Source organism: Nonomuraea cavernae (assembly GCF_040655715.1).
Taxonomy (GTDB): domain Bacteria; phylum Actinomycetota; class Actinomycetes; order Streptosporangiales; family Streptosporangiaceae; genus Nonomuraea; species Nonomuraea cavernae_A.
Map to the genome: position 1 here is coordinate 72821 of NZ_JBFAKL010000025.1, position 20835 is coordinate 93655.

General features: G+C 69.1%; 21 protein-coding genes. 15 read left to right on the top strand and 6 right to left on the bottom strand.

Annotated elements, in window-relative coordinates; all coding sequences use genetic code 11:
• Positions 1 to 60: 60 nt before the first annotated feature.
• The 6 genes from AB0I38_RS30400 to AB0I38_RS30425 all read left to right on the top strand — a co-directional run bounded on the left by AB0I38_RS30400 (position 61) and on the right by AB0I38_RS30425 (position 5380).
• Positions 61 to 1239, top strand: coding sequence for an ABC transporter substrate-binding protein (locus AB0I38_RS30400; protein ID WP_358486021.1), 1179 nt, complete (start codon positions 61 to 63; stop codon positions 1237 to 1239).
• A 236-nt stretch (positions 1240 to 1475) separates the two neighbouring features.
• Entirely contained in the window at positions 1476 to 2366 is an 891-nt protein-coding gene (locus AB0I38_RS30405; protein WP_358486032.1) for a branched-chain amino acid ABC transporter permease, read from the top strand.
• A complete protein-coding gene (locus tag AB0I38_RS30410) occupies positions 2363 to 3277 on the top strand; it encodes a branched-chain amino acid ABC transporter permease (protein ID WP_358486043.1) in 915 nt (304 codons plus the stop codon). Before AB0I38_RS30405 ends, AB0I38_RS30410 begins: the two co-directional genes overlap by 4 nt.
• Entirely contained in the window at positions 3274 to 4038 is a 765-nt protein-coding gene (locus AB0I38_RS30415; protein ID WP_358486051.1) for an ABC transporter ATP-binding protein, read from the top strand. The genes AB0I38_RS30410 and AB0I38_RS30415 overlap by 4 nt, the downstream gene beginning before the upstream one ends.
• A complete protein-coding gene (locus AB0I38_RS30420; protein WP_358486057.1) occupies positions 4031 to 4753 on the top strand; it encodes an ABC transporter ATP-binding protein in 723 nt (240 codons plus the stop codon). Before AB0I38_RS30415 ends, AB0I38_RS30420 begins: the two co-directional genes overlap by 8 nt.
• Before the next feature lie 84 nt (positions 4754 to 4837).
• Positions 4838 to 5380 (top strand): hypothetical protein, encoded by a 543-nt coding sequence (locus AB0I38_RS30425; protein ID WP_358486063.1) that lies wholly within the window; start codon positions 4838 to 4840, stop codon positions 5378 to 5380.
• Positions 5381 to 5447: 67 nt separating this feature from the next.
• Here the strand turns inward: AB0I38_RS30425 and AB0I38_RS30430 are convergent, their stop codons facing one another.
• A complete protein-coding gene (locus tag AB0I38_RS30430) occupies positions 5448 to 6296 on the bottom strand; it encodes an enoyl-CoA hydratase/isomerase family protein (RefSeq protein WP_358486069.1) in 849 nt (282 codons plus the stop codon).
• Positions 6297 to 6463: 167 nt separating this feature from the next.
• Here AB0I38_RS30430 and AB0I38_RS30435 point away from each other — a divergent pair, with 167 nt between their 5' ends.
• Positions 6464 to 7204: a FadR/GntR family transcriptional regulator gene (locus AB0I38_RS30435; protein WP_358486076.1), complete on the top strand. Its 741-nt coding sequence runs from the start codon at positions 6464 to 6466 to the stop codon at positions 7202 to 7204.
• Positions 7205 to 7316: 112 nt separating this feature from the next.
• Here the strand turns inward: AB0I38_RS30435 and AB0I38_RS30440 are convergent, their stop codons facing one another.
• A complete protein-coding gene (locus AB0I38_RS30440) occupies positions 7317 to 7625 on the bottom strand; it encodes a ferredoxin (protein WP_358486082.1) in 309 nt (102 codons plus the stop codon).
• A 107-nt stretch (positions 7626 to 7732) separates the two neighbouring features.
• Between AB0I38_RS30440 and AB0I38_RS30445 the strand changes: the two genes are divergently transcribed.
• Positions 7733 to 8878, top strand: a complete 1146-nt coding sequence (locus AB0I38_RS30445; RefSeq protein ID WP_358486100.1) for a cytochrome P450 — start codon at positions 7733 to 7735, stop codon at positions 8876 to 8878.
• A gap of 91 nt (positions 8879 to 8969) precedes the next feature.
• Here the strand turns inward: AB0I38_RS30445 and AB0I38_RS30450 are convergent, their stop codons facing one another.
• The 4 genes from AB0I38_RS30450 to AB0I38_RS30465 form a co-directional block, all read right to left on the bottom strand.
• Positions 8970 to 10007: an LLM class flavin-dependent oxidoreductase gene (locus tag AB0I38_RS30450; protein ID WP_358486113.1), complete on the bottom strand. Its 1038-nt coding sequence runs from the start codon at positions 10005 to 10007 to the stop codon at positions 8970 to 8972.
• Between the two features lie 50 nt (positions 10008 to 10057).
• Positions 10058 to 10825: a crotonase/enoyl-CoA hydratase family protein gene (locus tag AB0I38_RS30455; RefSeq protein ID WP_358486122.1), complete on the bottom strand. Its 768-nt coding sequence runs from the start codon at positions 10823 to 10825 to the stop codon at positions 10058 to 10060.
• Entirely contained in the window at positions 10822 to 11586 is a 765-nt protein-coding gene (locus AB0I38_RS30460; RefSeq protein WP_358486136.1) for an SDR family NAD(P)-dependent oxidoreductase, read from the bottom strand. The genes AB0I38_RS30455 and AB0I38_RS30460 overlap by 4 nt, the downstream gene beginning before the upstream one ends.
• Before the next feature lie 108 nt (positions 11587 to 11694).
• Positions 11695 to 12882, bottom strand: a complete 1188-nt coding sequence (locus AB0I38_RS30465; RefSeq protein ID WP_358486146.1) for a thiolase family protein — start codon at positions 12880 to 12882, stop codon at positions 11695 to 11697.
• Between the two features lie 136 nt (positions 12883 to 13018).
• Between AB0I38_RS30465 and AB0I38_RS30470 the strand changes: the two genes are divergently transcribed.
• The 7 genes from AB0I38_RS30470 (at position 13019) to AB0I38_RS30500 (ending at position 20815) form a co-directional block, all read left to right on the top strand.
• The gene (locus tag AB0I38_RS30470) at positions 13019 to 14179 is read left to right on the top strand and encodes an acyl-CoA dehydrogenase family protein (protein ID WP_358486467.1); all 1161 of its coding nucleotides are present in this window, start codon (positions 13019 to 13021) and stop codon (positions 14177 to 14179) included.
• 32 nt (positions 14180 to 14211) lie between these two features.
• On the top strand, positions 14212 to 14985 hold the full coding sequence (locus AB0I38_RS30475; RefSeq protein ID WP_358486156.1) for an SDR family NAD(P)-dependent oxidoreductase: 774 nt from the start codon (positions 14212 to 14214) through the stop codon (positions 14983 to 14985).
• 95 nt (positions 14986 to 15080) lie between these two features.
• On the top strand, positions 15081 to 16730 hold the full coding sequence (locus AB0I38_RS30480) for an AMP-binding protein (protein WP_358486165.1): 1650 nt from the start codon (positions 15081 to 15083) through the stop codon (positions 16728 to 16730).
• Positions 16731 to 16756: 26 nt separating this feature from the next.
• Positions 16757 to 17923, top strand: coding sequence for an acyl-CoA dehydrogenase family protein (locus tag AB0I38_RS30485; RefSeq protein WP_189128079.1), 1167 nt, complete (start codon positions 16757 to 16759; stop codon positions 17921 to 17923).
• On the top strand, positions 17923 to 18858 hold the full coding sequence (locus AB0I38_RS30490; protein WP_358486181.1) for an HpcH/HpaI aldolase/citrate lyase family protein: 936 nt from the start codon (positions 17923 to 17925) through the stop codon (positions 18856 to 18858). The genes AB0I38_RS30485 and AB0I38_RS30490 overlap by 1 nt, the downstream gene beginning before the upstream one ends.
• Positions 18855 to 19340 carry a MaoC family dehydratase gene (locus tag AB0I38_RS30495; protein WP_225263988.1) on the top strand — a complete coding sequence of 162 codons (486 nt, stop codon included), beginning with the start codon at positions 18855 to 18857 and terminating at the stop codon, positions 19338 to 19340. Before AB0I38_RS30490 ends, AB0I38_RS30495 begins: the two co-directional genes overlap by 4 nt.
• Positions 19337 to 20815: an aldehyde dehydrogenase family protein gene (locus tag AB0I38_RS30500; RefSeq protein WP_358486189.1), complete on the top strand. Its 1479-nt coding sequence runs from the start codon at positions 19337 to 19339 to the stop codon at positions 20813 to 20815. The genes AB0I38_RS30495 and AB0I38_RS30500 overlap by 4 nt, the downstream gene beginning before the upstream one ends.
• The last annotated feature ends 20 nt before the right edge of the window (positions 20816 to 20835 follow it).

Here is a 20835-nt window from a genome sequence, read left to right on the forward strand (position 1 = left end):
TCTAGCGTGAGCGATGGTAATCATAGGCATGATTACCATGCATATTTCCAGGAGGATCGGATGCGTGGAATTCTGCTCGCCTCGTTAGGGCGAGGCATCCCCGTCACGCTGGCCATGGCCGGCCTGCTCGCCCTCACCGCCTGTGGCTCCGGCGGTGAAGCGGCGGTGAGCACCGAAGGCGGACTGCCCGCGGAGATCAAGATCATGACGATCAAGGATCGGACCGGACCGGTGGCGTTCACCGGCCTGTCCACGATCAAGGGCATCGAGCTGGCGGTCGAACAGATCAACGCCGAGAAGTTCCTGGGGGACACCAAGATCGTCCTTGAGTCCAAGGATCCGGCGGGCAAGGCGCAGACGGCGGCGAGCCAGATGACGGCCGCGATCCAGGACAAGAGCTATGCCGCCGTCTTCGGTCCGGTGGCGAGCGACCAGGCGGCGGCGACCTCGCCCCTGGCCGAGCGCGGGAAGATGCCCATCATCTACAGCCAGGCGGGCAGCGAGGGCGTGGTCATCGGCAAGTACACCTTCCGGGCCACCCCGCCGATGACGAGCTACTACCGCGTCATCGGGGACCACATCAAGTCCAAGAACGTCAAGACCCTCGGCGTCGTCTACAACACGACCCTGCCCACCCTCAAGGAGGTCGCCGAGAAGGTGCTGCCCGAGATGGGCACTCAGCTCGGGTTCTCGGTCGTGTCGAGCGCCGCCGTGCAGATGACCACGCAGGACTTCGCCGCGCCGATCTCCAAGGTGGTCAAGGAGAAGCCGGACGCCATCGCGCTGCTGCTGGTCGGAGGGCAGAATCCCACGGCCATGCGGCAGCTGCGGCAGGCCGGATTCGATGGGCTCGTGCTCGGCAACACCGCCGCCGGCGCCGGCAACCTCAAGCCCGCCGGTCAGGACGGCGCCGGAATGACGTGGCCGTCCGACTTCCACCCTGACCAGCCGGGTGAGTCGACCAAGAAGTTCGTCGACCTCTACCAGGCCAAGTTCAACGAGCGGCCGCTGAACTACGCGGCCGAGGGCTACGACTCGGCCTGGTGGCTGGCCCGGGCCGTCAAGCAGGCCGGAGGCGCCTCACGTGACGACATCCAGCGCGGTCTGGACGTCGTCGCGGCCGAAGGGTTCGAGGGGGCGATGGGCAAGCTCGCCTTCGAGAACCGGGACATGCGGCTGACCGGTGTGATCGTCCAGTGGAACGGCACGGAGGAGGTGCTGATCGGGGGCGGCTCCTGAGCCCGGCGTCACCGGTGGACGGCGGTCCGCCGGTGACGCGCCCAGCGCGGTGACGGCCCTCGGCGCCGACGGGGCTCACCCGGGACCTGGCCCGCGCCCCGAGGTCGTCACCGGCTCTGGACAAGGCGGCTGACGCCCTCTACTGTTCTGGAACTAACTATGAGAATGATGCTCATATATTGTCTCGCAGGGGATCCGATGGGCCGACAACGTACCCCGAAATGGAGTGAGTCCCGATGCTCCAGGATCTGATCAACGCGCTCTCGCTCGGATCGATCTATCTGCTCTTCGCCCTCGGCATGAGCCTGGTCTGGGGCACCGTCGGCATCCTGAACTTCGCCCATGGCGCGATCTTCATGTTCGCGGCCTTCGTGTCCTCCATCATCACCGACCAGGTACGGCTGCCGCTGCCCGCGCTGATCGTGATCGGCGCGGCGGTGGGGGCGCTGCTCTCCGTGGCCGTCCAGATGCTGGCGTTCCAGCCCATCATGCGAAGGGCCAAGGACCATCGCAGCGGTGAGATGCAGATCCTCATCGGCGGCATCGGCGTGGCGGCCATCCCGCTGGCCATCGCCGAGGAGGTGACCGGCAGCAACCCGTTCGGCTTCGCCGGCTCCAGCTACGTGACGTCCACCTTCTCGCTGCTGGGCGTCCGCGTCACCAGCACCCAGCTCATGGTCGTCGCCGCGGCACTGGTCATCGGAATCGGGGTCATCGTCTGGCTGCGCTTCTCGCGCTCCGGCCTCGCGCTGCGCTCGATCGGCGTCGACCCCGAGACGGCTTCCCTGATGGGCGTCAACCGGCGCGTGCTCAGCCTGAGCACCATGGCCGTCGCCGGCGGCCTCGCCGGGCTGGCCGGCGTGCTGCTCACCTACAACCTCGGCGCGATCACGCCCGAAAGCGGAGACGTCCTGCTGATCAAGGCGTTCGCCGCCGTCATCCTCGGCGGCGTCGGAAGCATGGCCGGCGTGATCGTCGGCGCCTACGTGCTGGCCGCGGCCGAGACGATCGTGCTGACCCAAACCTCCGGCCTGTGGGTCGACGCGGTCTCCTTCGGCTTCATCTTCGCCGTACTCCTGTTCAAGAGCGAGGGACTCTTCGGCCGTAGAGAGGTGCGCCGGACATGATCGCCTGGTACGACACCAACATCATCCTGATCCAGTCCACCTTCGTCGGACTGCTCATGGCGCTGAGCCTGCAGGTGCCCATCCGCTTCGGCGTGTTCTCCTTCGCGGGGATCGGCTGCTACGGCATCGGCGCCTACGTCGCCGCCATCATGACCATCCGGTACGAGTGGCCGGCGGTGGCCGCCATCGGCGCGGGCATGCTGATCGCCGGAGTGGTGGGCTACCTGCTCGCTCTGACGGTTCGCCGGCTGGGCGGCCTCTACCTGGGCATGGCCACGATCGCGTTCGACCTCATCGTCGGCGTGCTGGCCGTCAACGGCGGCGACCTGACCGGCGGCCCCAGCGGGCTGTTCGGCGCGCTGGCCGACGTCACCACCCTCCACCTGGTGCTGATCTCGGCGGTGGTGGTCGGGCTGCTCGCCTACAGCGAGCGGGGAGCCATCGGCCGCCGGGTGGAGGCGGTCAGGGAGGATCCCGAACTCGCCGCCTCGATGGGCATCGACGTGCGGCGGCACCGGCAGGCGGCGTTCGTGATCAGCGCGCTGCTGGGCGCCTGCGCCGGCGGGCTCAACGTGCTGCTGCGCACCACGATCGCCCCCACCGACATCGGCTTCTCCCTGGTGGTGCTGGCCCTGACGATGATCATCGTCGGCGGCTCACGATCCTGGGCGGGTGCCCTGATCGGCGCGATGATCTTCACCTGGCTGCCGAGCTTCCTGGAGTTCTCCGGTCAATGGCAGAAGGTGATCTACGGCGTCATCGTCGCGCTCGCGGCGATCTGGGTGCCGGGAGGCCTGCTCGGGATGATGACCGACGCCTACCGGTCCTGGCAACGCTCCCGGCGCGACGCCGGATCCGGAGACGGTGACCGGACCCCACTCGGGTCGCGAGCAGAGGGGACACCCGCTTGAGCGGCATTCAAGACCAGAGCACCCCGCTCCTTCAGGTGAAGGACGCCGCCGTGCACTTCGGCGGAGTCAAGGCGGTGGACGGCCTGTCGATCGACCTCACCGAGGGAAGCATCTTCGGCGTCCTCGGTCCCAACGGCTCCGGCAAGAGCACACTGCTGGCCGCGCTCACCCGGTTCGTCGACCTGACCGCGGGCTCGCTCCGTCTGGACGGCGAGGAGTACCACCGGATCCCCGCCGCGATGTTCGCCCGGCGTGGCGTGGCGCGCACCTTCCAGACCGTACGGCTGCTGCCCGGCCTGACCGTGGAGGAGAACGTCAGGCTGGGCGCCGACCGGGTCCGGGGGAGGGGTATCCGAGAGCGGGGCAAAGGTGACGACGGCGTGGCCGAGGCGATCGGGCGGACCGGTCTGCGCGGCCTGGAACGGCATCGGCCGGGCGAGCTCTCCTACGGGGCGCAGCGCCGGGTGGAGATCGCCCGCGCGATCGTCGCGAAGCCCAGGCTGCTGCTCCTCGACGAGCCCACGGCCGGCATGAACCAGTCGGAGCGGCAGGAGATCTCGGCGCTGCTCCGCGAACTGCGGGAAGAGGGGCTGACCCAGGTGCTCGTGGAACACGACGTCCAGATGATGGTCGACACGTGCGACCACCTCTTCGCGATGAACTTCGGCAAGCTCATCGCGGACGGCGTCCCGGCCTCCGTCGTACGTGAGCCGGCGGTGCGCGAGGCGTACCTGGGGAAGCGGTGGAGCGAGCATGTTTGAGATCAGGGATCTGCACGTCAGCTACGGCAAGGTCACCGCGGTGCGAGGCGTGACCCTGACGGCCAGGCCGGGCACGGTCACCCTGGTCCTCGGCGCCAACGGCGCGGGCAAGACGACCACGCTCAGATCGGCCGCCGGGCTGCACAAGCCCGACTCGGGCGAGGTCGTGCTCGACGGCACGGCCATCACCGGCCGGCCCGCGCACTGGATCGTCAAGCGGGGGCTGGTGCTCGTCCCGGAGGGACGCCGCGTCTTCGCTCCGCTGACGGTGCTGGAGAACCTGCGGATGGGCGGCTACACCACCGCCCGCGGTGAGATGGCGGGCATCCTCGACCGTGTCTTCGAGATGTTCCCGGTGCTCAGGGAGCGGCAGGACGGCCCGGCGGGGCTGCTGTCCGGCGGCGAGCAGCAGATGCTGGCCTTCGGGCGGGCGCTGATGGCCCAGCCGAAGATCATGATGCTGGACGAGCCGTCCATGGGGCTGGCGCCGACGATGGTCGAGACCGTCCTGGGCAGCATCCGCACCATGGCCGACTCCGGGATCGGGGTCCTGATGGTGGAGCAGAACGCCGAGGCGGGGCTGGAGGTCGCGGACGACGTGGCCGTCGTGTCCCGGGGTGAGGTCGTCTTCAGCGGGACGGCCAAGGAGGCCGCTTCCCACTCGTCGGTGCTGCGGGCCTTCCTCGGCGATGCCGCCCTGGTCACCGAGAACTGACACCGGCCGCGTGGGACCGGGAGGCGTGGTGACGTCGCCGGCCGTCGCCGGCCGTGAGCCCGGCGAGTAAAGGAGGAGAACCCCATGGGCAGGACGGGAATCGACGACCTTGAGGATCTGCGCCCCCTGCGGCTCGACGCCGATGCCCGGCGCGAGCTGCTGGCCGTTCAGACCGAGTGCACCTTCACCTTCACCACCCCCGATGGCTGGGCGGCCGGAGTGGTCATGAGCTTCCTCTACGAGGAGGACCGCTTCTGGCTGACCGCCGTGCGCGACCGCGCGCACGCGAAGGCCGTCGGGATCGACCCCCGGGTGACCATCGTCGTCTCGAACGCGGGCACCTCCCTGCCCGGCCGCCGCATGCTGGCGGTCCGTGGGGTGGCTCTGACGCGCCACGACGAGGACACCAGGAGGTGGTTTCTGCCGCGGCTCGCGGCCAAGCTCGCGCCCGAGGATCCCGGCGAGATGGTGCGGCTGCTCGACAGCCCCGGGCGGGTGGTCCTGGAGGTGCGCCCGGTGCGGATCGCGGTCAGCCACGACTCCCGCAAGCTGCCGGGCGACGGCCGCGGCGGTTCGCCGCACGCGGCCCGTGACACGACGGTCGCCCGTGACACGACGGGCAGGTAGCGGGCCGCCCATCGGGCTCGGGCGACGGACGCGGGGTCGGTGACCCGCGGGGCCGACCGGACGGACGCTATTGGGGGTCGGCGAACCGCGGCCTGCGCTTCTCGAGGAAGGCGGTGGCTCCCTCGATCATGTCCTCGCTGCCGATCGCCTGGACCAGCATGCCGATGCCCGAACTGAAGGAGTCACGCGCCGCGTTCCACCAGATGTTCGAGCTGATCTTGGCGATCTCCAGGTAGCGGGGGCTCAGGGCGGCGAGCTCGTCGCACCACGCCCGTACGGTGGCCTCGACCTGGTCGTCGTCGACCACCTCGTTGACCAGCCCCATGGCGAGCGCCTGCTCCGCGGAGTACCTGCGGCACAGGAACGACAGCTCCTTGGCGCGCTTCTCGCCGATCTGGACGCCCATGACGTTCGTCGCCCCGGTCACCGGCGCGCTGCCCACCCGCGGCCCCGTCTGCCCGAACGTGGCCGAGCGGCCGGCGATCGCCAGGTCGCACGCCACGACCAGCTCGTTGCCGCCCCCGGCCGCCGGGCCGTTCACGGCCGCGATGACGGGTCTCGGGCAGTTCCTGATCGCGTCGAACAGCCGTAGCGACGCGCTGTACAGCCGCCGCATGTCACCGCTCGTCGGCTGCCGGAGGCTTCCCAGAGCCCCGCCGGCGCAAAAGCCGCCGCCGTTTCCGGTCAGCACCACGGTCCGGTAGGAAGCGGTATCCTCAAGGATCTCGCTTATCTGTTGTGCCATCGCCTCGTCGTACGCATTCCTGCGTTCCGGCCTGTTCAAGCGAATCCAGAGCGTGGAGTCAACGACCTCTGTTAGGACACTCGTCACTGAAACAACCTTCCAGGAATGGCGGGGTCGTTGTGATGACAGTCGCTTGATCAGCGACGACATCGTGGGGCGGGCAGCTGCCATGACGCCCGCGCCCGAAGGGTCTGGCTCGCACCGCCTGTAAATCCATGCTAATGTTGCTCATAATCACAGGCCGAGTCAATGTTGCGTGCGTCACATATGCGGGCACCACAGTGGTTCTGTGGGGTGGCAAGATCTAAGTGGCAAACTCGACGTCGAAGGGCACAGCCATGGTGAACAACTCGCCGCGTCCGCAGAAAGCGGCAATGCTCATTGCCCAGCGCATCATCAATGACGCCATCAAGCAGGGGCTCGGCCCAGGCGACCTGCTATCTGCCGAGAAGTCGATGCTGGAGACCTACGGCACCGGCAGGGGCACCCTTCGTGAGGCGCTGCGGCTGCTGGAGGTCCAGGGGGTCATTTCCCTGAAGCCGGGGCCCAAGGGAGGGCCCGTCCTGCAAACGCCGGACGCGTCGCATCTGTCCAGCACGGTCATCCTGCTGATGCAGTTGAAAGAAGCGCCATTCCGGAGCATTGTCGAAGTGCGCTCCGCCATGGAGCCCATGATCAGCCGCCTGGCGGCCGAACGCATATCCAACGAGTCATTGGACGAGCTGGGCGCCACGATTCAGCTCATGAGTGACGATATGGACGACGAGGATACGTTCCTGGAAGCCAATAAGCGCTTTCACGACGTCATCGCCTGGTCCTCGGGCAATCCATTGTTCGGATATCTGGTCGAGTCGTTGCTGGGCATCATGGACGGCACCGTCATAGGCATCGACTATCCGCCCATCCGGCGCAAGGCCATACTCAAGGCCCATGGGGAGATCTTCAAGGCGCTGACCTCGCGTGATCCCAAGCAGTCGGAGGAGCGCATGCGGGAGCACATCCAGGAGTACGTGACGTACGCGGAGCGAAAGTTCCCCAATGTGCTGGGCCAGGTCATCCGCTGGGGTTCCATCAAGTAAAACCCCTTTCTGGCGTGAGCGGCCGGCTCCTTGAGGTCGCTCCGTGCCCTTCCTTCTGATGTGCCCTTTCTGACGTGACCGTTTCGGGGCCGGTGTTCGGGCGCCGCCGGGGTCACTCCACGGTGATGGCCCGTTCGGGGCAGCTCTGCTGCGCGAGGACGGCCGCGTCCTCGCGCTCGCGAGGAAGCTCGCCGCTGATGACGACGTGTGCCTGGCCGTCTTCCTCCCGTGGCTCGAAGATCTCCGGTGTCGTCATGTAGCAGACACCGTGACCTTGGCAAACGTTGAGATCAACGGACACCCGCATGCTTTCCTCCTTGACGCCCCGGCCGTGGTCGCCGTGGGCTCGATGTTGACACCGCTCGAATCTAGTATAACCATGAATATAGTATCGTCGAGGTCTCCTGAGAGGAAGGTGCATCGATGTCGTCCCCGGACCGGTGCCCTGTTGTTCATTTCGATCACCACTCCCCGGAGCATGCCGCGGATCCGGTCGGCGCCTATCGGAAACTGAGGGCGGAGCATCCCGTGGCCTGGACCGAAGCCCATGGGGGTTACTGGGTGCTGTCAGACTACGAGAGCGTCTTCGAGGCCGCGCGGGACGACTACACGTTCTCGTCCGCTCGCACGTCCTATGGCGGCGAGGGACTTTCGGTGACCATCCCCAAGACCCCGATGCACCTGCACATCCCGATCGAGATCGACCCGCCCGACTTCAGGAAATATCGGAAGCTGGTCAACTTGATCACGGCTCCGGCCGCCGTCGAGCGGATGCTCGACATGATCTCCCATTACACGACCTGGTTCATCGACCGGGTGATCGAGGCCGGCGAGGCCGACTTCGCGGAGATCATCGGGGTGCCCTCGATCGTGACGATCGACTGGCTCGGGCTCCCGGTCGAGGAGTGGTCACGTTACTCTTCGGCGCACCGGGCCACCCTGTCGGCCGTGGCGGACAGCCCGGAGTTCCGGCAGGCGGTCGAGGTGGACCTGCCCTACCTGTCCAAGCAGATGTGGGAGGTCATCGCCGAACGGCGCCTCAACCCGGCCGACGACGTGATCAGCTTCCTGGTCCAGCAGCAGGTCGACGACAGGCCGCTCACCGACGAGGAGGTCTTCGCCATTGTCGACCTGCTGATCTCCGGCGGCGTCGGCACGACCGCCTCGCTCGTCGGGCAGACCCTCGTGTGGCTCTACCAGAACCCGGACGTGCGCCTGCGCATCAAGGACGACCCCAGCCTCCTCGACCGGGCGATCGAGGAGTTCCTGCGCTACTTCTCGCCCACCCAGGCGCTGGCCCGCACCGTCACCAAGGACGTCGAGTTCCAGGGCTGCCCGATGCGGACCGGCGACCGCGTCCTGCTGGCCTGGGGGTCGGCCAACCGTGACGAGGCCGGGGGCTTCGAGAACCCCGACGAGCTGGACATCGACCGCTGGCCCAACCGGCACACCAGCTTCGGCGTCGGCCTGCACCGCTGCGCCGGTTCGCACCTCGGGCGGGCCATGGCGCGCAGCCTGATCGGCCAGATCATCGAGCGGATGCCCGACTACGAGATCGACCTCGAAGGTCTCGTCCCCTACGCCCGGCAGGGTGTCAACATCGGGTTCCACAAGATCCCGGCACGCTTCACCCCCGGACCGCGCCGGTTGCCACGCGACGACCGGTCCGGGTGACGGCAGGCTGTCGCGCGACGACCGGTCGGGGTGATGGCCGGCTGCCGCGCGACGACCGGTCCGGCTGACGGCAGGCCGTCGCGCGGACCGGTCAGGCCCGCTGGAGGAAGTCCGCGAACTCCACCGACTCCAGGTCGCGCAGCGGCGCCACGATCTCCCGGCCCACCTCGTCCAGGTAGGCCGTGGCGTCGGCCGCCGACATCCCCGGCCAGTGCGGGCGTACCAGCAGCTGTCCCATCGGCAGCCGGCGTGCCAGCTCGCGCACCTGCCGGCGGCACTCCTCGGCGTCGCCGAGGATCACATGGTCCGCGACGGTCGAGGCGAACCGCTCACGGACCTGCTCCTGGGTCAGCGCCTCCATGCCCCGGTCGGCGTACGCCTCGTACTTGCCCCGGGCGACCGCCTCGAAGCGCCGCAGCGCGTCGTCGCGATCGCCGCCGATCATGAGCTCGCGGCGTACCGGGAGCCGGCCGAGCGGCAGCCCGAGGGCCGCTCGCTCGGCGGCGAACACCCGCGCCAGCGCGTCGACCTCGTCCACGGTCTGCTGCGGTGTCACGGTCCACGCGTCGGTCAGCCGCGCGGCGCGGCGCACGCCGAGCTGCTTCTGCGCGCCCATCCAGATCGGCGGGCTCGGCTGCTGCAGCGGCCTGAGGTGCGTGGGCACGTCGTCGAGCTGCCAGAACTTCCCGGAGAACGACACCCGGTCCCGCGACCACAGCAGACGCATGATCGTGAGCAGCTCCTCCAGTCGCTGGTAGCGCTCCTTGAAGGGCACGCCCAGCCGTTCGTACTCGTGGGGCAGGTAACCGGTGCCGACCGCCACTACGAGCTTGCCGCCGGTCAGGATGTCGAGGGTGGCGAGCTCCTCGGCCAGCATGACCGGGTGGTACAGCGGGCCGATGACGATGCTCGTGCCGAGCTTCACCCCGTCGTCGAGCTCCGCCGCCAGCCGCGACAGCAGCGGGATGGGCTGCATCCACCGGTAGCCGTCGTACAGGAAGTGCTGCCCGATGGTCAGGTAGGTGAAGCCGTTGCGCTGGGCGGCCTCCGCCGTACGGAGGAGGAGGTCGAGGTGCTCGCGTGCGGGCACCTCGACCCGCTCGTCACCCATCAGGATTCCGAATTCCATCTGTCAGCCGACCTTTCCTTGCGCATCCGGTGGCGTGCTGGGTGGTGTGCTCATCGGCCACGCCACCGAGGTGCCCGCTTCTCCGTGAACGCCAGGGCTCCCTCGCGGGCGTCCTCGGAGGAACGCACCGGCTCGGACAGCTTGCGCTGCTCGTCGAACTCCGTGGCCGAGTCCCAGTCGCGCGCGTTCGCGATGATCTGCTTCGTGGCACGGACCGCCAGGGGGCCGTTGGCCGCGATCCGTTCCGCCAGCTCGAGCGCGGCGGCCAGCGCCTGGCCGGGCGGGACCAGCCGGTTGACGAGCCCGGCCGCGTCGGCGCGCCTGGCGTCGACCAGCTCACCGGTCAGCGCCCACTCCATCGCGTGGTGGTAGGGGATCCGCCGGGACAGGCGCATCAGGCCGCCGCCCCCGGCCACCAGGCTCCGCCTGACCTCGGGCAGTCCGAACCTGGCGTCCTCCGCGGCCACCAGCAGGTCGCACGCCAGGGCGATCTCGAAGCCGCCCGCCAGCGCGTAGCCCTCGACGGCGGCGATGATCGGTTTGCGCGGAGGCGCCTCGACGATTCCGGCGAACCCGCGCACCGGCACCGAGGGGCGTTCCCCGGCGAGGAACGCCTTCAGATCCATCCCCGCGCAGAACGTGCCTCCGGCGCCGGTGATGACGCCGGCGAAGAGCGAGTCGTCCTCGTCCAGCAGCCGCATCGCGTCGGCGATCGCCTCGGCGGTCACGGTGTTGATCGCGTTGCGCGCCTCGGGACGGTTGATCGTGACGACCAGAACGTTGCCGTGCCGTTCGGTCAGCACCTGCTGGTCGCTCATCGGGCCTGCATCCTGATCGCGCCGTCCAGCCGGATGGTCTCACCGTTCAGCATGGGGTTCTCCAGGATGTGCATGGCGAGTGCCGCGTACTCGTCCGGCGCTCCGAGGCGGGAGGGGTGCGGCACCGCCGCGGCGAGCTTGTCCAGCACCTCCCGCGGGTGCCTGCTCAGGATGGGGGTGTCGAAGACGCCCGGGGCGATGGTGTTCACCCGGACGAGCTTCCGGGCGAGATCGCGGGCGGCGACCAGGGTCATCCCGACCACGCCGGCCTTGGCCGAGGCGTAGGGGATCTGGCCGATCTGCCCTTCCCAGGCGGCGACGGAGGCGGTCAGCACGCAGACGCCGCGCTCCCCGCCGACCGGCTCGTTCGTCACCATCCGGGCCGCGGCCAGCCGCAGCGCGTTGAACGTGCCGACGAGGTTGATCCTGACGATGGCCTGGTAGTCGTCCAGCGATCCGGGGCTGCCGTCGCGCTCCACCACCCGCACGGTGCCTCCGCGTCCGGCGCAGTGCACCAGGGTGCGCAGCGGATGCCGCTCCGCCGCCTGGTCGAAGGCCGCGGACAGAGCGCCGGGATCGGTCACGTCGGCCGGGGCGAAGACGGCCTGTTCGCCGAACTCCTTGGCGACCTCGGCGCCGCTGGAGGCCGGCAGGTCAACGATGACCACGAACACCCCGGCACGGGTGAGCCGGCGGACGGTCGCCAGGCCGAGACCGGAGGCGCCTCCGGTCACCACGGCCGAACTGTCGGTCAGGTCCATGACATCACCATCATTCCTTTCTGCGAAGTCAGCTTCCGCGCGGCCGCTGGGGAACGGCCGTCGCGAGGTCAGCTTCCGCGAGACCGCTGGGGGACGGTCGCCGCGAGGTCAGCCGGCGAGGATCTCGACGACGGTGGCGTTCGCCATGCCGCCCGCCTCACACATGGTCTGGAGGCCGAGACGTCCGCCGGTCTGCTCGAGATGGTTGATCATCGTGGTCATCAGCCGGCAGCCGGAGGCGCCCAGCGGATGCCCCAGGGCGATGGCCCCGCCACGCGGATTGAGCCGGTTCTCGGCGATCGGGTGCTCGGCCCGCCAGGCCAGCGGCACGCTGGCGAACGCCTCGTTCACCTCGGCGGCGTCGATGTTGCCGATCGACAGCCCGGCCCGCGCGAGCACCTTGCCGGTGGCGGCGATCGGGCCGGTCAGCATGAGCAGGGGGTCGTCGCCGCAGACGGCCGAGGCGAGCAGCCGGGCGCGGGGCCGAAGTCCGAGCTCCCTGGCGCGTTCCTCGCTCATGATCAGCAGAGCGCTCGCGCCGTCGGTGAGCTGGGACGAGTTGCCCGCGGTGATCTTGAAGTCGAGATGGGGGAAGTGCCGGGCATGGTCGCTCCCGGCGAAGGCGGGAGCGAGCGCGGCGAGCCGTTCGCCGGTGGTGCCGGGGCGGATGGTCTCGTCGTTGTCGAAGACGCCCGCCGCGTCCGGCAGGGCGATGGGCACGATCTCGCCCGCGAAGTCGCCGTTCTGAGCGGCCTCGGCGGCGAGGGCGTGCGACCGGGCCGCGTAGTCGTCGAGCTGGGCGCGCGAGAGGGACCACTTGTGCGCCACGAGTTCCGCTGAGACGCCCTGCGGGACCAGCAGGGGATAACGCGCCTTCACGCCGGCGCCGAACGGGTCCTTGTCCATCCGGGCGGAGCCCATCGGGACCCTGCTCATGGATTCGACTCCGGCGGCGATCACCATGTCGTACGCCCCCGCCATGACGCCCTGCACCGCGAAGTCGATCGCCTGCTGGCCCGAGCCGCACTTGCGCTCGATGGTCACGGACGGCACGTGCTCGGGGAAGCCCGCGGCGAGCACGGCCTGGCGTCCCGGGGTGGCCGACTGCTCGCCGGCCTGCCCGACGCAGCCCACCAGCACGTCATCGACGAGGCCGGGGTCGATTCCCTGTCGCCGGACCAGCGCGGAGAGCACCTGCGCGAGCAGGTCCACGGGGTGGGTTCCCGCCAACGCTCCGGACTGCTTGCCGCGGCCCATGGGGGACCGCACGGCGTCGACGATCACGGCAGCTGGCACGTTATGTCTCCTATCTATATATATGATTAATATATACCTTCTGAACACCGTCGGGCGAGTACGGGCTTGACGAATAATCCATGTTCACCAATATCATAGATAACACCTTGATGAGGGAGGTCCCATGAGTGTCCGGATGCCAGACGGTGACACTGACGAACTGAGGGCGCTACGTGAAGCGGCCGCCGCCGTCGCCCTTGACCGATATGCGCCCGTGGCAGAGCAGTGGGACGAGCAGCGCACCCCGTTCCCCCATGACGAACGCCGCTATCTGGGCGGTCTGGGCTACCTGGGAATCGCGCTGCCTGAGCGGTTCGGCGGTGGCGGGGCGACACTGAGAGAGGCCCTGGTCGTCATCGAGGAACTGGCCAAGCAGTGCCGGCCCGCGGCGTTCCAGGTCTTCGAGTCCAACACCGGGCCCGCCCAGGTGGTCAGCCTCATCGGCACGGACGATCAGCGGGAGCGCTACCTGCCCGGCATCATCAGCGGTGAAACGACGATGGCGGTGGCCATCTCCGAACCGGACGCCGGATCGGCGGCGACCGACATGACGACCCGCGCCGTCAGGTCCGGCGAGACGTTCGTGGTCAACGGCCTGAAGCGGTGGATCTCGAACGGCAGCGAAGCCGACTCCTATCTGGTCTACGCCCGCATGAGCGAGGAACCGGGCTCCAAGGGCATCGGGGCGGTCATCGTCGACGCCGACACCCCGGGTGTCAGCTTCGGCAAGCCTGAGCGGCTGATGGGTTTTCGCGGCATCCCGTCCGCCGACGTCATCTTCGAGGACGTACGCGTCCCGGCGGAGAACCTCCTGATCGGGCCGGGCGGCTTCCGCCGGCTGTTCACGGCGTTCTCCATCGAGCGGCTCGGCAACTCGACCATGAGCCTGGCCATCGGGCAGGCCGCGTTCGACCGGAGCATCGCCTACGCCCAGGAGCGCGAGCAGTTCGGCAAGCCTCTGGTCGAGTTCCAGAGCGTCCAGATGTCGCTGGCGGACATGGCGATGCAGGTGGAGGCGACCAGGCTGCTGATCCGGCGGGCGGTGGAGAACGCGGGCGCGGGCCTGCCCGACCCGCTGGAGGTCTCGCTCGCCAAGTGCACCGCCAACGAGATGGCCAAGCGGGTCACCGACCTCGCCATGCAGATCCACGGCGGCAACGGCTACACCGAGGAGTACGGCATCGAACGGCTGCACAGGGACGCCCACGGGTGGGCCCTGGCCGGGGGGACCCCTAGCATGCAGCGCATCCGCATCGTCTCCGAACTGCTCGGGCGCACCTTCGACCAGCGGCGCTGACCCACTCGGCACGACCAGACCAGGGAGAACTCATGTCATCACGACTTCAGGGCCGCGTCGCCGCGGTCATCGGCGGCGGTTCGGGGATGGGCCGCGCCATCTGCCACCGGCTCGCCGCCGAGGGGGCGAAGGTCTACGTCGCCGACCTGAACGGCGACTCGGCGACCACCGTGGCCAAGGAGGTCGAGGAGCAGGGCGGCGTCGCCGTGCCCCAGCAGGTCGACGCCACCAGCGTCGCCGCCCTGCGCGCGCTCTACGCGCGCATCGAGGCGGAGGACGGGGTCCTGCACATCATGCACAACCAGGTGGGCATGCCCGGCGCCGCCGGTCTGGACATCTCCGAAGAGGAGTTCCAGCGCAACATCGACGTCAACGTCAAGAGCGTCTTCTTCAGCGCGACGCTCGCGTTCGACCTGCTCAAGAAGGCCGGCAAGAAGGGCTCCGTCACCATGACGGCGTCGACCTCGGCCCTGGTCGGATCCCCGTTCAGCCCCATCTACTCGATGACCAAGGCGTCCCTGGTCGGCTTCACCCGGGCGCTGGCCCTGGCCGGCGCGCCCGACGGCATCAGGGTCAACTGCATCTGCCCGGGTACGGTGGAGACCCCGATGCTGGCCTCCTTCTTCGGGCGCGAGCGGGGCGCCGACGTGACGGCGCTGGCGGCGGACTTCGTGGCCGGCATCCCGCTGGGCCGGGCGGCGCAGCCCGCGGAGATCGCCTCGGTGGTGGCGTTCCTGGCCAGCGACGACGCCAGCTTCGTCACGGGCGTCACGGTCCCGGTCGACGGCGGCCTCGTGGCCAAGTAGGCCGCACAGGCCAGTCGACCGCGGAGCAGGCCGCTCCCGTTTCCGCCCGCCGCCGGGTCGCCCGGCATGTCCCCGTCGTTGGAGGTTCCACCGCGATGACCCGCACGTACACGGATTTGAAGCCGACATTCGAGGATGCCGGGCTCTGGACCTCGCCCAAGGTCCTGCGCCACCACGCGGCGCGCCGGCCCGGCGACACCTTTCTGATCGCTCCGGAGGAGGGGCGGCAGTGGACCTACGCCGAGATGCTCGACGCCGCCGAACGCGTGTCCGGTGGTCTGCTCGCGGCGGGCGCCGAGTCCGGTGACCGGGTCCTCGTCATGGCGGCCAACTCCTCCCAGTTCATCCGCACCTGGCTGGGCAGCGCGGTCGCCGGGCTGGTGGAGGTGCCGATCAACACGGCCTACGAGGGCGAGTTCCTGCGCCATCAGAGCACGGTCGTCGCACCCCGCTGGGCGGTGATCGACGACGTGTTCGCCGAGCGGTTCGTCGCCATCGCCGAGCACGTGCGGGGCATCGAGAAGTTCTGGGTCATCGACACGGGCGGCGCCGACCGCGCGGTGTCGGCGTTGCGGGCCCATGGCTGGCAGGCGGAGCCGTGGACCGCCTTCGAGCAGGCGGCGGCGAAGGCGGGCACGGACCCGGAGATGAGCGACCTGGCCTCGATCTTCTTCACCTCCGGCACCACCGGGCCGTCCAAGGGGGTGGCCATGCCGCACGCGCAGATGTACTTCTTCGGTGAGGAGGTGGTGTCCCTCACCAGGCTGACGAGCGAGGACACCTACTTCACCTGCACCCCCTTGTTCCACGGCAACGCGCAGTTCATGGCGGCCTACCCGGCGCTGATCGCCGGCGCCCGGCTGGTGGTGCGGTCGAAGTTCAGCGCCAGCCGCTGGATCGACCAGCTCCGCGAACACGACGTGACGGTGACCAATCTGCTCGGCGTGATGATGGACTTCGTCTGGAAGCAGGCGCCGAGACAGGACGACCGCGACAACAGGCTCCGCTGCGTCTTCGCCGCCCCCACCGCGTCGTCGATCCTGCGTGAGTTCAAGGAGCGGTTCGGCATCGAGGCCTTCGTCGAGGTCTTCGGCCTCACCGAGACCTCCGCCCCGATCCTGTCGCCGTACGGCGAGGACCGGCCGGCCGGCGCGGCCGGTCTCCAGGCCGCCGACTGGTTCGACATCCGGCTGGTGGACCCGGCGACCGACGAGGAGGTCGCGGTCGGCGAGGTCGGAGAGCTGGTGGTCAGGCCACGGCGGCCGTGGACGTGCAGCATGGGCTACTACGGCATGCCGGACAAGACCGTCGAGGCGTGGCGTAACCTCTGGTTCCACACCGGTGACGCGCTGCGCCAGGACGCCGACGGCTGGTTCTACTTCGTGGACCGCTACAAGGACGCCCTGCGCCGGCGCGGCGAGAACATCAGCTCCTACGAGCTCGAGCAGGCGATCTACGGCCACGAGGCCGTGCTCGAGTGCGCGGTGATCGGCGTCGCGGCGGACGTCGAGGCGGGGGAGGACGAGGTGATGGCGGTCATCACCACCTCCCGCCCGGTCGACGCGGCGGAGATCTGGGCCTTCTGCGAGGGCAGGATCCCGGCCTTCGCCGTGCCGCGCTTCATCCGGTTCGTCGAGGCGCTGCCCAAGACGCCGTCGGAGAAGGTGCGCAAGGCGGCGCTCCGCGACGAGGGGATCACGTCCTCGACGTACGACCGGACCGTGTGGGCCGCCGGTCGTGGCTGACGACAGCAGAGAGAGTGGAGGACACCATGGACTTCCGCGCTGACCCTCTTCACGAGGAGATCCGGCAGGCCGTCCGCAGGGTCTGCGCGGATTTCCCGGACGAGTACTGGATGGAGCGCGACGAGAACAAGGAATTCCCCTGGGAGTTCTACGACGCCATCGCCAAGAGCGGCTGGCTCGGGCTGACCATCCCCACCGAGTACGACGGCGGCGGGCTCGGCGTGACCGAGGCGGCGATCGTCGAGCAGGAGATCTCCGCGTCGGGCGCCGGGATGGGCGGCTGCACCGCGGTCCACATCGGCATCTTCGGCTTCGAGTCGCTCATCAAGTACGGAAGCGAGCAGCTCAAGCGGCGGTTCCTGCCCCGGGCGGTGGCCGGCGACCTGCATGTGTCGTTCGCGGTGACCGAGCCGGACGCGGGCACCGACACCACCAACATCTCCACCTTCGCCCGCAAGGTCGACGGAGGCTTCCTCGTCTCCGGCAAGAAGGTGTGGATCAGCAAGGCGCAGGAGGCCGAACGGCTCTTCCTGCTCTGCCGCACGTCGCGGCGGGAGGACTCGCCGAAGCGGACGGCGGGCATGACGCTCTTCTTCGCCCCTCTGGACCGCGAACGGATCACGATCCGCAGGATCCCCAAGATGGGGCGCAACGCGGTCGACACCAACGAACTGTTCATCGACGACCTGTTCGTCCCCGACGAGGACGTCATCGGCGAGGTGGGGCAGGGCTTCAAGGCGATCCTCGCCGGGCTCAACGCCGAACGGGTGATCTCGGCGAACGCCGCGCTCGGCCTCGGCAGAGCGGCCCTGCGCCGGGCGACCGAGTACGCCAAGGAGCGCAACGTCTTCGGCCGGCCGATCGGCCAGAACCAGGGCATCGCCTTCCAGCTCGCGGAGGCCCGGATGCGGCTCGACGCGGCCGAGTTGATGTGCCAGAAGGCGGCCTGGCTCATCGACAACGACCTTCCGCACGCCGAACAGGCCAACGAGGCGAAGTACCTGGCCGCGGAGGCGGGATTCCACGCGGCGGACGTCGCCATCTCCGTGCACGGCGGCTACGGATACAGCAAGGAGTTCCACGTGGAGCGGTACTTCCGTGAGGCACGGCTGATGCGGATCGCGCCGATCAGCCAGGAGATGGTGCTCAACTACCTGGCCGAGCACGTTCTCGGCCTGCCCAGGAGCTACTGATGAGGCCGTACCGATCCATCCTCTTCGTCCCCGGGCACAAGCCGGCCTGGGCGGAGAAGGCGCTCAGGTCGGGCGCCGACGCGATCATCCTGGACCTTGAGGACTCCGTACCCGCCGGGGAGAAGGCCGCCGCCAGAGCGGCGGTGGCCGGCTCGATCGGGCGCCTGCGCTCGCTCGACGCCACGGTCGGCATCGGGGTGCGGGTCAACGGCCTGTCGACCCGCCTGACCGGAGCCGACCTCGAAGAGGTCGTCGTGCCCGGCCTCGACGTCGTCTTCGCCCCCAAGATCGAGCGGGCGACCGACGTGCTCAGATACGACACGCTCCTCGATCACTTCGAGCATCGCAACGGGGTGACCGGCCTGGAGTACATCGTGCCGGTGGAGACGGTCAAGGCGATCCAGAACTGCGCCGAGATCGCCGCCGCCTCCCCGCGGGTCGGGGCGATGATCGGCCCCACCGCCGAGCACGCCGACATCGCTCGCGAGGTCGGGTTCGAATGGACGCCGGAGGGCCTGGAGACGCTGTACCTGCGCAGCCGCGTGCTGCTCGCCTGCCGGGGCGCGGGGCTGCACGCGCTGACCGGCCTCTGGGAGCGGATCGACGACCTGGACGGCCTGGAGACCTTCGCCCGCCAGGGACGCCGGCTCGGGTTCCGCGGCATGATCGCGATCCACCCGAGCCACGTGCCGGTGCTGAACTCGGTGTTCTCCGCCTCACCCGAGGAGATCGACTTCTACCAGGGCATGGTCTCCGCCTACGAGCGGGCGGCGCGGGAGGGCAGCGGCGCCCTGCGTTACCGGGGGCTGCACATCGACCGGGCCCACTACGACAAGGCGCTGCTCTGGCTGGAGAGCGCCCGCGCGCACCAGGAGTCACGCGAGGAGTCACGCGAGGAGTCACGCGAGGAGACGCACGAGGAGGCAGGGCGATGATGCGCGGACTCTACTTCGAGGAGTTCGAGGTGGGCCGGGTCTACCGGCATCCGTTCACCCGGACCGTCACCGAGATGGACAACATCATGTTCACCTCGCTCACCATGAACCTGCAGCCGCTGCATCTCGACGAGGAGTTCTCCAAGAAGACGATCCACGGCCGGCGGGTGGTCAACAGCCTGTTCACCGTCGCCCTGATCGGGGCCTTCCACGTCCCCGAACTCACCATGGGCACGACGCTCGGCAATCTCGGATACGACGAGATCACCTTCCCGCATCCGGTGTTCCATGGTGACACGCTGCGGGCCGAGACGACCATCGTGGACAAGCGGCTCTCCAAGAGCCGGGACGACTCCGGCATCGTGTGGTTCGAGCACCGGGGTTACAACCAGCACGACGTGCTGGTCTGCTTCTGCAAACGAGTCGGTTTGATGATGACCAGGCCGGCTGAGCCGGGCGAGAGTGAAGAAGGCGCGCGATGACCCAGACAGACGCTGCCCACCCGATGCGCGACTGGATCCCCCCGGTCAGGCGGCTCACCATCGGCGACCGGATGGTCGAGCCCGAGGGGGAGCGCTGGGACGTGTACAACCCGGCCACGGAAGAGGTGATCGCGAACGTCGGAGGCGCCTCGGCCGACCAGGTCGACGCGGCCGTGGCCGCCGCCCGCGAGGCGTTCGGCCCCTGGTCCAGGCTGTCGGGCGAGGAGCGGTCCCGGCACATCCACCGCCTCGCCGACGTCCTTGAGGCCGCCGCCGACCGGCTGCTGCCCTCGATCGTCAACGAGGTCGGCACACCCGTCTCGCTGGCGTCGTACCTGCAGGTCAGGATGGCGGTGGAGCAGCACCTGCGATGGGCGGCGGAGGCGGCGAAGATCGACCGCACCCAGCACCTCGGCGGCTGGAACGAGCCGGTGCCGACCATGAGCGACGTGGTGCACGAGCCGGTCGGCGTCGTGGCGGCCATCACCGGCTACAACTACCCGCTCAACCTGGCCGTGTTCAAGTTCGGCGCGGCCCTTGCCGCCGGCTGCACCGTCGTGCTGCTGCCGTCTCCCCGCACCCCGCTGACGACGCTCCTGCTCGGGGAGCTCATCCGCGAGGCCGGGCTGCCCCCGGGCGTCATGAACGTGATCATCGGCCAGGCGGACGTCGGCAAGCGGCTCTCCTCGCACCCCGGCGTCGACCGGGTCTCCTTCACCGGCTCCGACGGCGTCGGCGCGCAGATCATGGCCCAGGCGGCCCCCACCCTCAAGGGCGTGACGCTCGAACTCGGCGGCAAGTCCCCGAACATCGTCATGCCCGGCGTGGACGTCCGCAAGATCGCTGTCGAGATGCATCTCCGCTGGTCGCGCAACGCGGGTCAGGGCTGCGCGGCGCTGGCCCGGCTGCTCGTCCACGAGAGCTCCTACGACGAGTTCCTGGAGGCGGGCGCCGCGGCCTTCGACCAGATGATCGTCGGCGATCCGTGGGACCCCGCCACCAACATCGGCCCCATGATCCGGCCCGACCACCAGCAGCGCGTGCGCGGCTTCATCGACCAGGCGGTCGCGGAGGGCGGCTCGAAGCTGCTGGAGGTGACCCGGCCACTGCCGGACAAGGGCTGGTTCGTCAATCCGGTGCTGCTGGGCGGCCTGCCCGCCGACGCCCGTGCCGTGCAGGAGGAGATCTTCGGGCCGGTAGCGGTGATCATGCCGTTCAAGGACACCGAGGATGCGATCCGGCTGGCGAACGACACCCCGTACGGGCTGGCGGCCAACATCTGGTGCGACGACCCCGCGGAGGCGAGGCGCGTCGCCGAGCGGGTGCGCGCGGGCACCGTGTGGATCAACGGTGGCGGGAGCATGCGCCCGGACGCGCCGTTCGGCGGGTACGGCCGGTCCGGACTCGGCCGTGAGCTGGGCGAGTGGGGCATGCGCGAGTACCTCGAGGTCAAGCACATCCAGTGGCGGGTCTGAGCACGCCGTGAAGCAGAGGA

What these genes read in the sequence shown, in the direction of transcription:
- AB0I38_RS30410 (WP_358486043.1), top strand. Translation starts at nt 2,363, where the DNA reads ATGATCGCCTGGTACGACACCAACATCATCCTGATCCAGTCCACCTTC.
- AB0I38_RS30500 (WP_358486189.1), top strand. Translation starts at nt 19,337, where the DNA reads ATGACCCAGACAGACGCTGCCCACCCGATGCGCGACTGGATCCCCCCG.
- AB0I38_RS30455 (WP_358486122.1), bottom strand. Translation starts at nt 10,825, where the DNA reads ATGAGCGACCAGCAGGTGCTGACCGAACGGCACGGCAACGTTCTGGTC.
- AB0I38_RS30405 (WP_358486032.1), top strand. Translation starts at nt 1,476, where the DNA reads ATGCTCCAGGATCTGATCAACGCGCTCTCGCTCGGATCGATCTATCTG.
- AB0I38_RS30425 (WP_358486063.1), top strand. Translation starts at nt 4,838, where the DNA reads ATGGGCAGGACGGGAATCGACGACCTTGAGGATCTGCGCCCCCTGCGG.
- AB0I38_RS30450 (WP_358486113.1), bottom strand. Translation starts at nt 10,007, where the DNA reads ATGGAATTCGGAATCCTGATGGGTGACGAGCGGGTCGAGGTGCCCGCA.
- AB0I38_RS30495 (WP_225263988.1), top strand. Translation starts at nt 18,855, where the DNA reads ATGATGCGCGGACTCTACTTCGAGGAGTTCGAGGTGGGCCGGGTCTAC.
- AB0I38_RS30485 (WP_189128079.1), top strand. Translation starts at nt 16,757, where the DNA reads ATGGACTTCCGCGCTGACCCTCTTCACGAGGAGATCCGGCAGGCCGTC.
- AB0I38_RS30460 (WP_358486136.1), bottom strand. Translation starts at nt 11,586, where the DNA reads ATGGACCTGACCGACAGTTCGGCCGTGGTGACCGGAGGCGCCTCCGGT.
- AB0I38_RS30490 (WP_358486181.1), top strand. Translation starts at nt 17,923, where the DNA reads ATGAGGCCGTACCGATCCATCCTCTTCGTCCCCGGGCACAAGCCGGCC.
- AB0I38_RS30420 (WP_358486057.1), top strand. Translation starts at nt 4,031, where the DNA reads ATGTTTGAGATCAGGGATCTGCACGTCAGCTACGGCAAGGTCACCGCG.
- AB0I38_RS30435 (WP_358486076.1), top strand. Translation starts at nt 6,464, where the DNA reads ATGGTGAACAACTCGCCGCGTCCGCAGAAAGCGGCAATGCTCATTGCC.
- AB0I38_RS30470 (WP_358486467.1), top strand. Translation starts at nt 13,019, where the DNA reads ATGCCAGACGGTGACACTGACGAACTGAGGGCGCTACGTGAAGCGGCC.
- AB0I38_RS30430 (WP_358486069.1), bottom strand. Translation starts at nt 6,296, where the DNA reads ATGGCAGCTGCCCGCCCCACGATGTCGTCGCTGATCAAGCGACTGTCA.
- AB0I38_RS30480 (WP_358486165.1), top strand. Translation starts at nt 15,081, where the DNA reads ATGACCCGCACGTACACGGATTTGAAGCCGACATTCGAGGATGCCGGG.
- AB0I38_RS30440 (WP_358486082.1), bottom strand. Translation starts at nt 7,625, where the DNA reads ATGCACCTTCCTCTCAGGAGACCTCGACGATACTATATTCATGGTTAT.
- AB0I38_RS30400 (WP_358486021.1), top strand. Translation starts at nt 61, where the DNA reads ATGCGTGGAATTCTGCTCGCCTCGTTAGGGCGAGGCATCCCCGTCACG.
- AB0I38_RS30475 (WP_358486156.1), top strand. Translation starts at nt 14,212, where the DNA reads ATGTCATCACGACTTCAGGGCCGCGTCGCCGCGGTCATCGGCGGCGGT.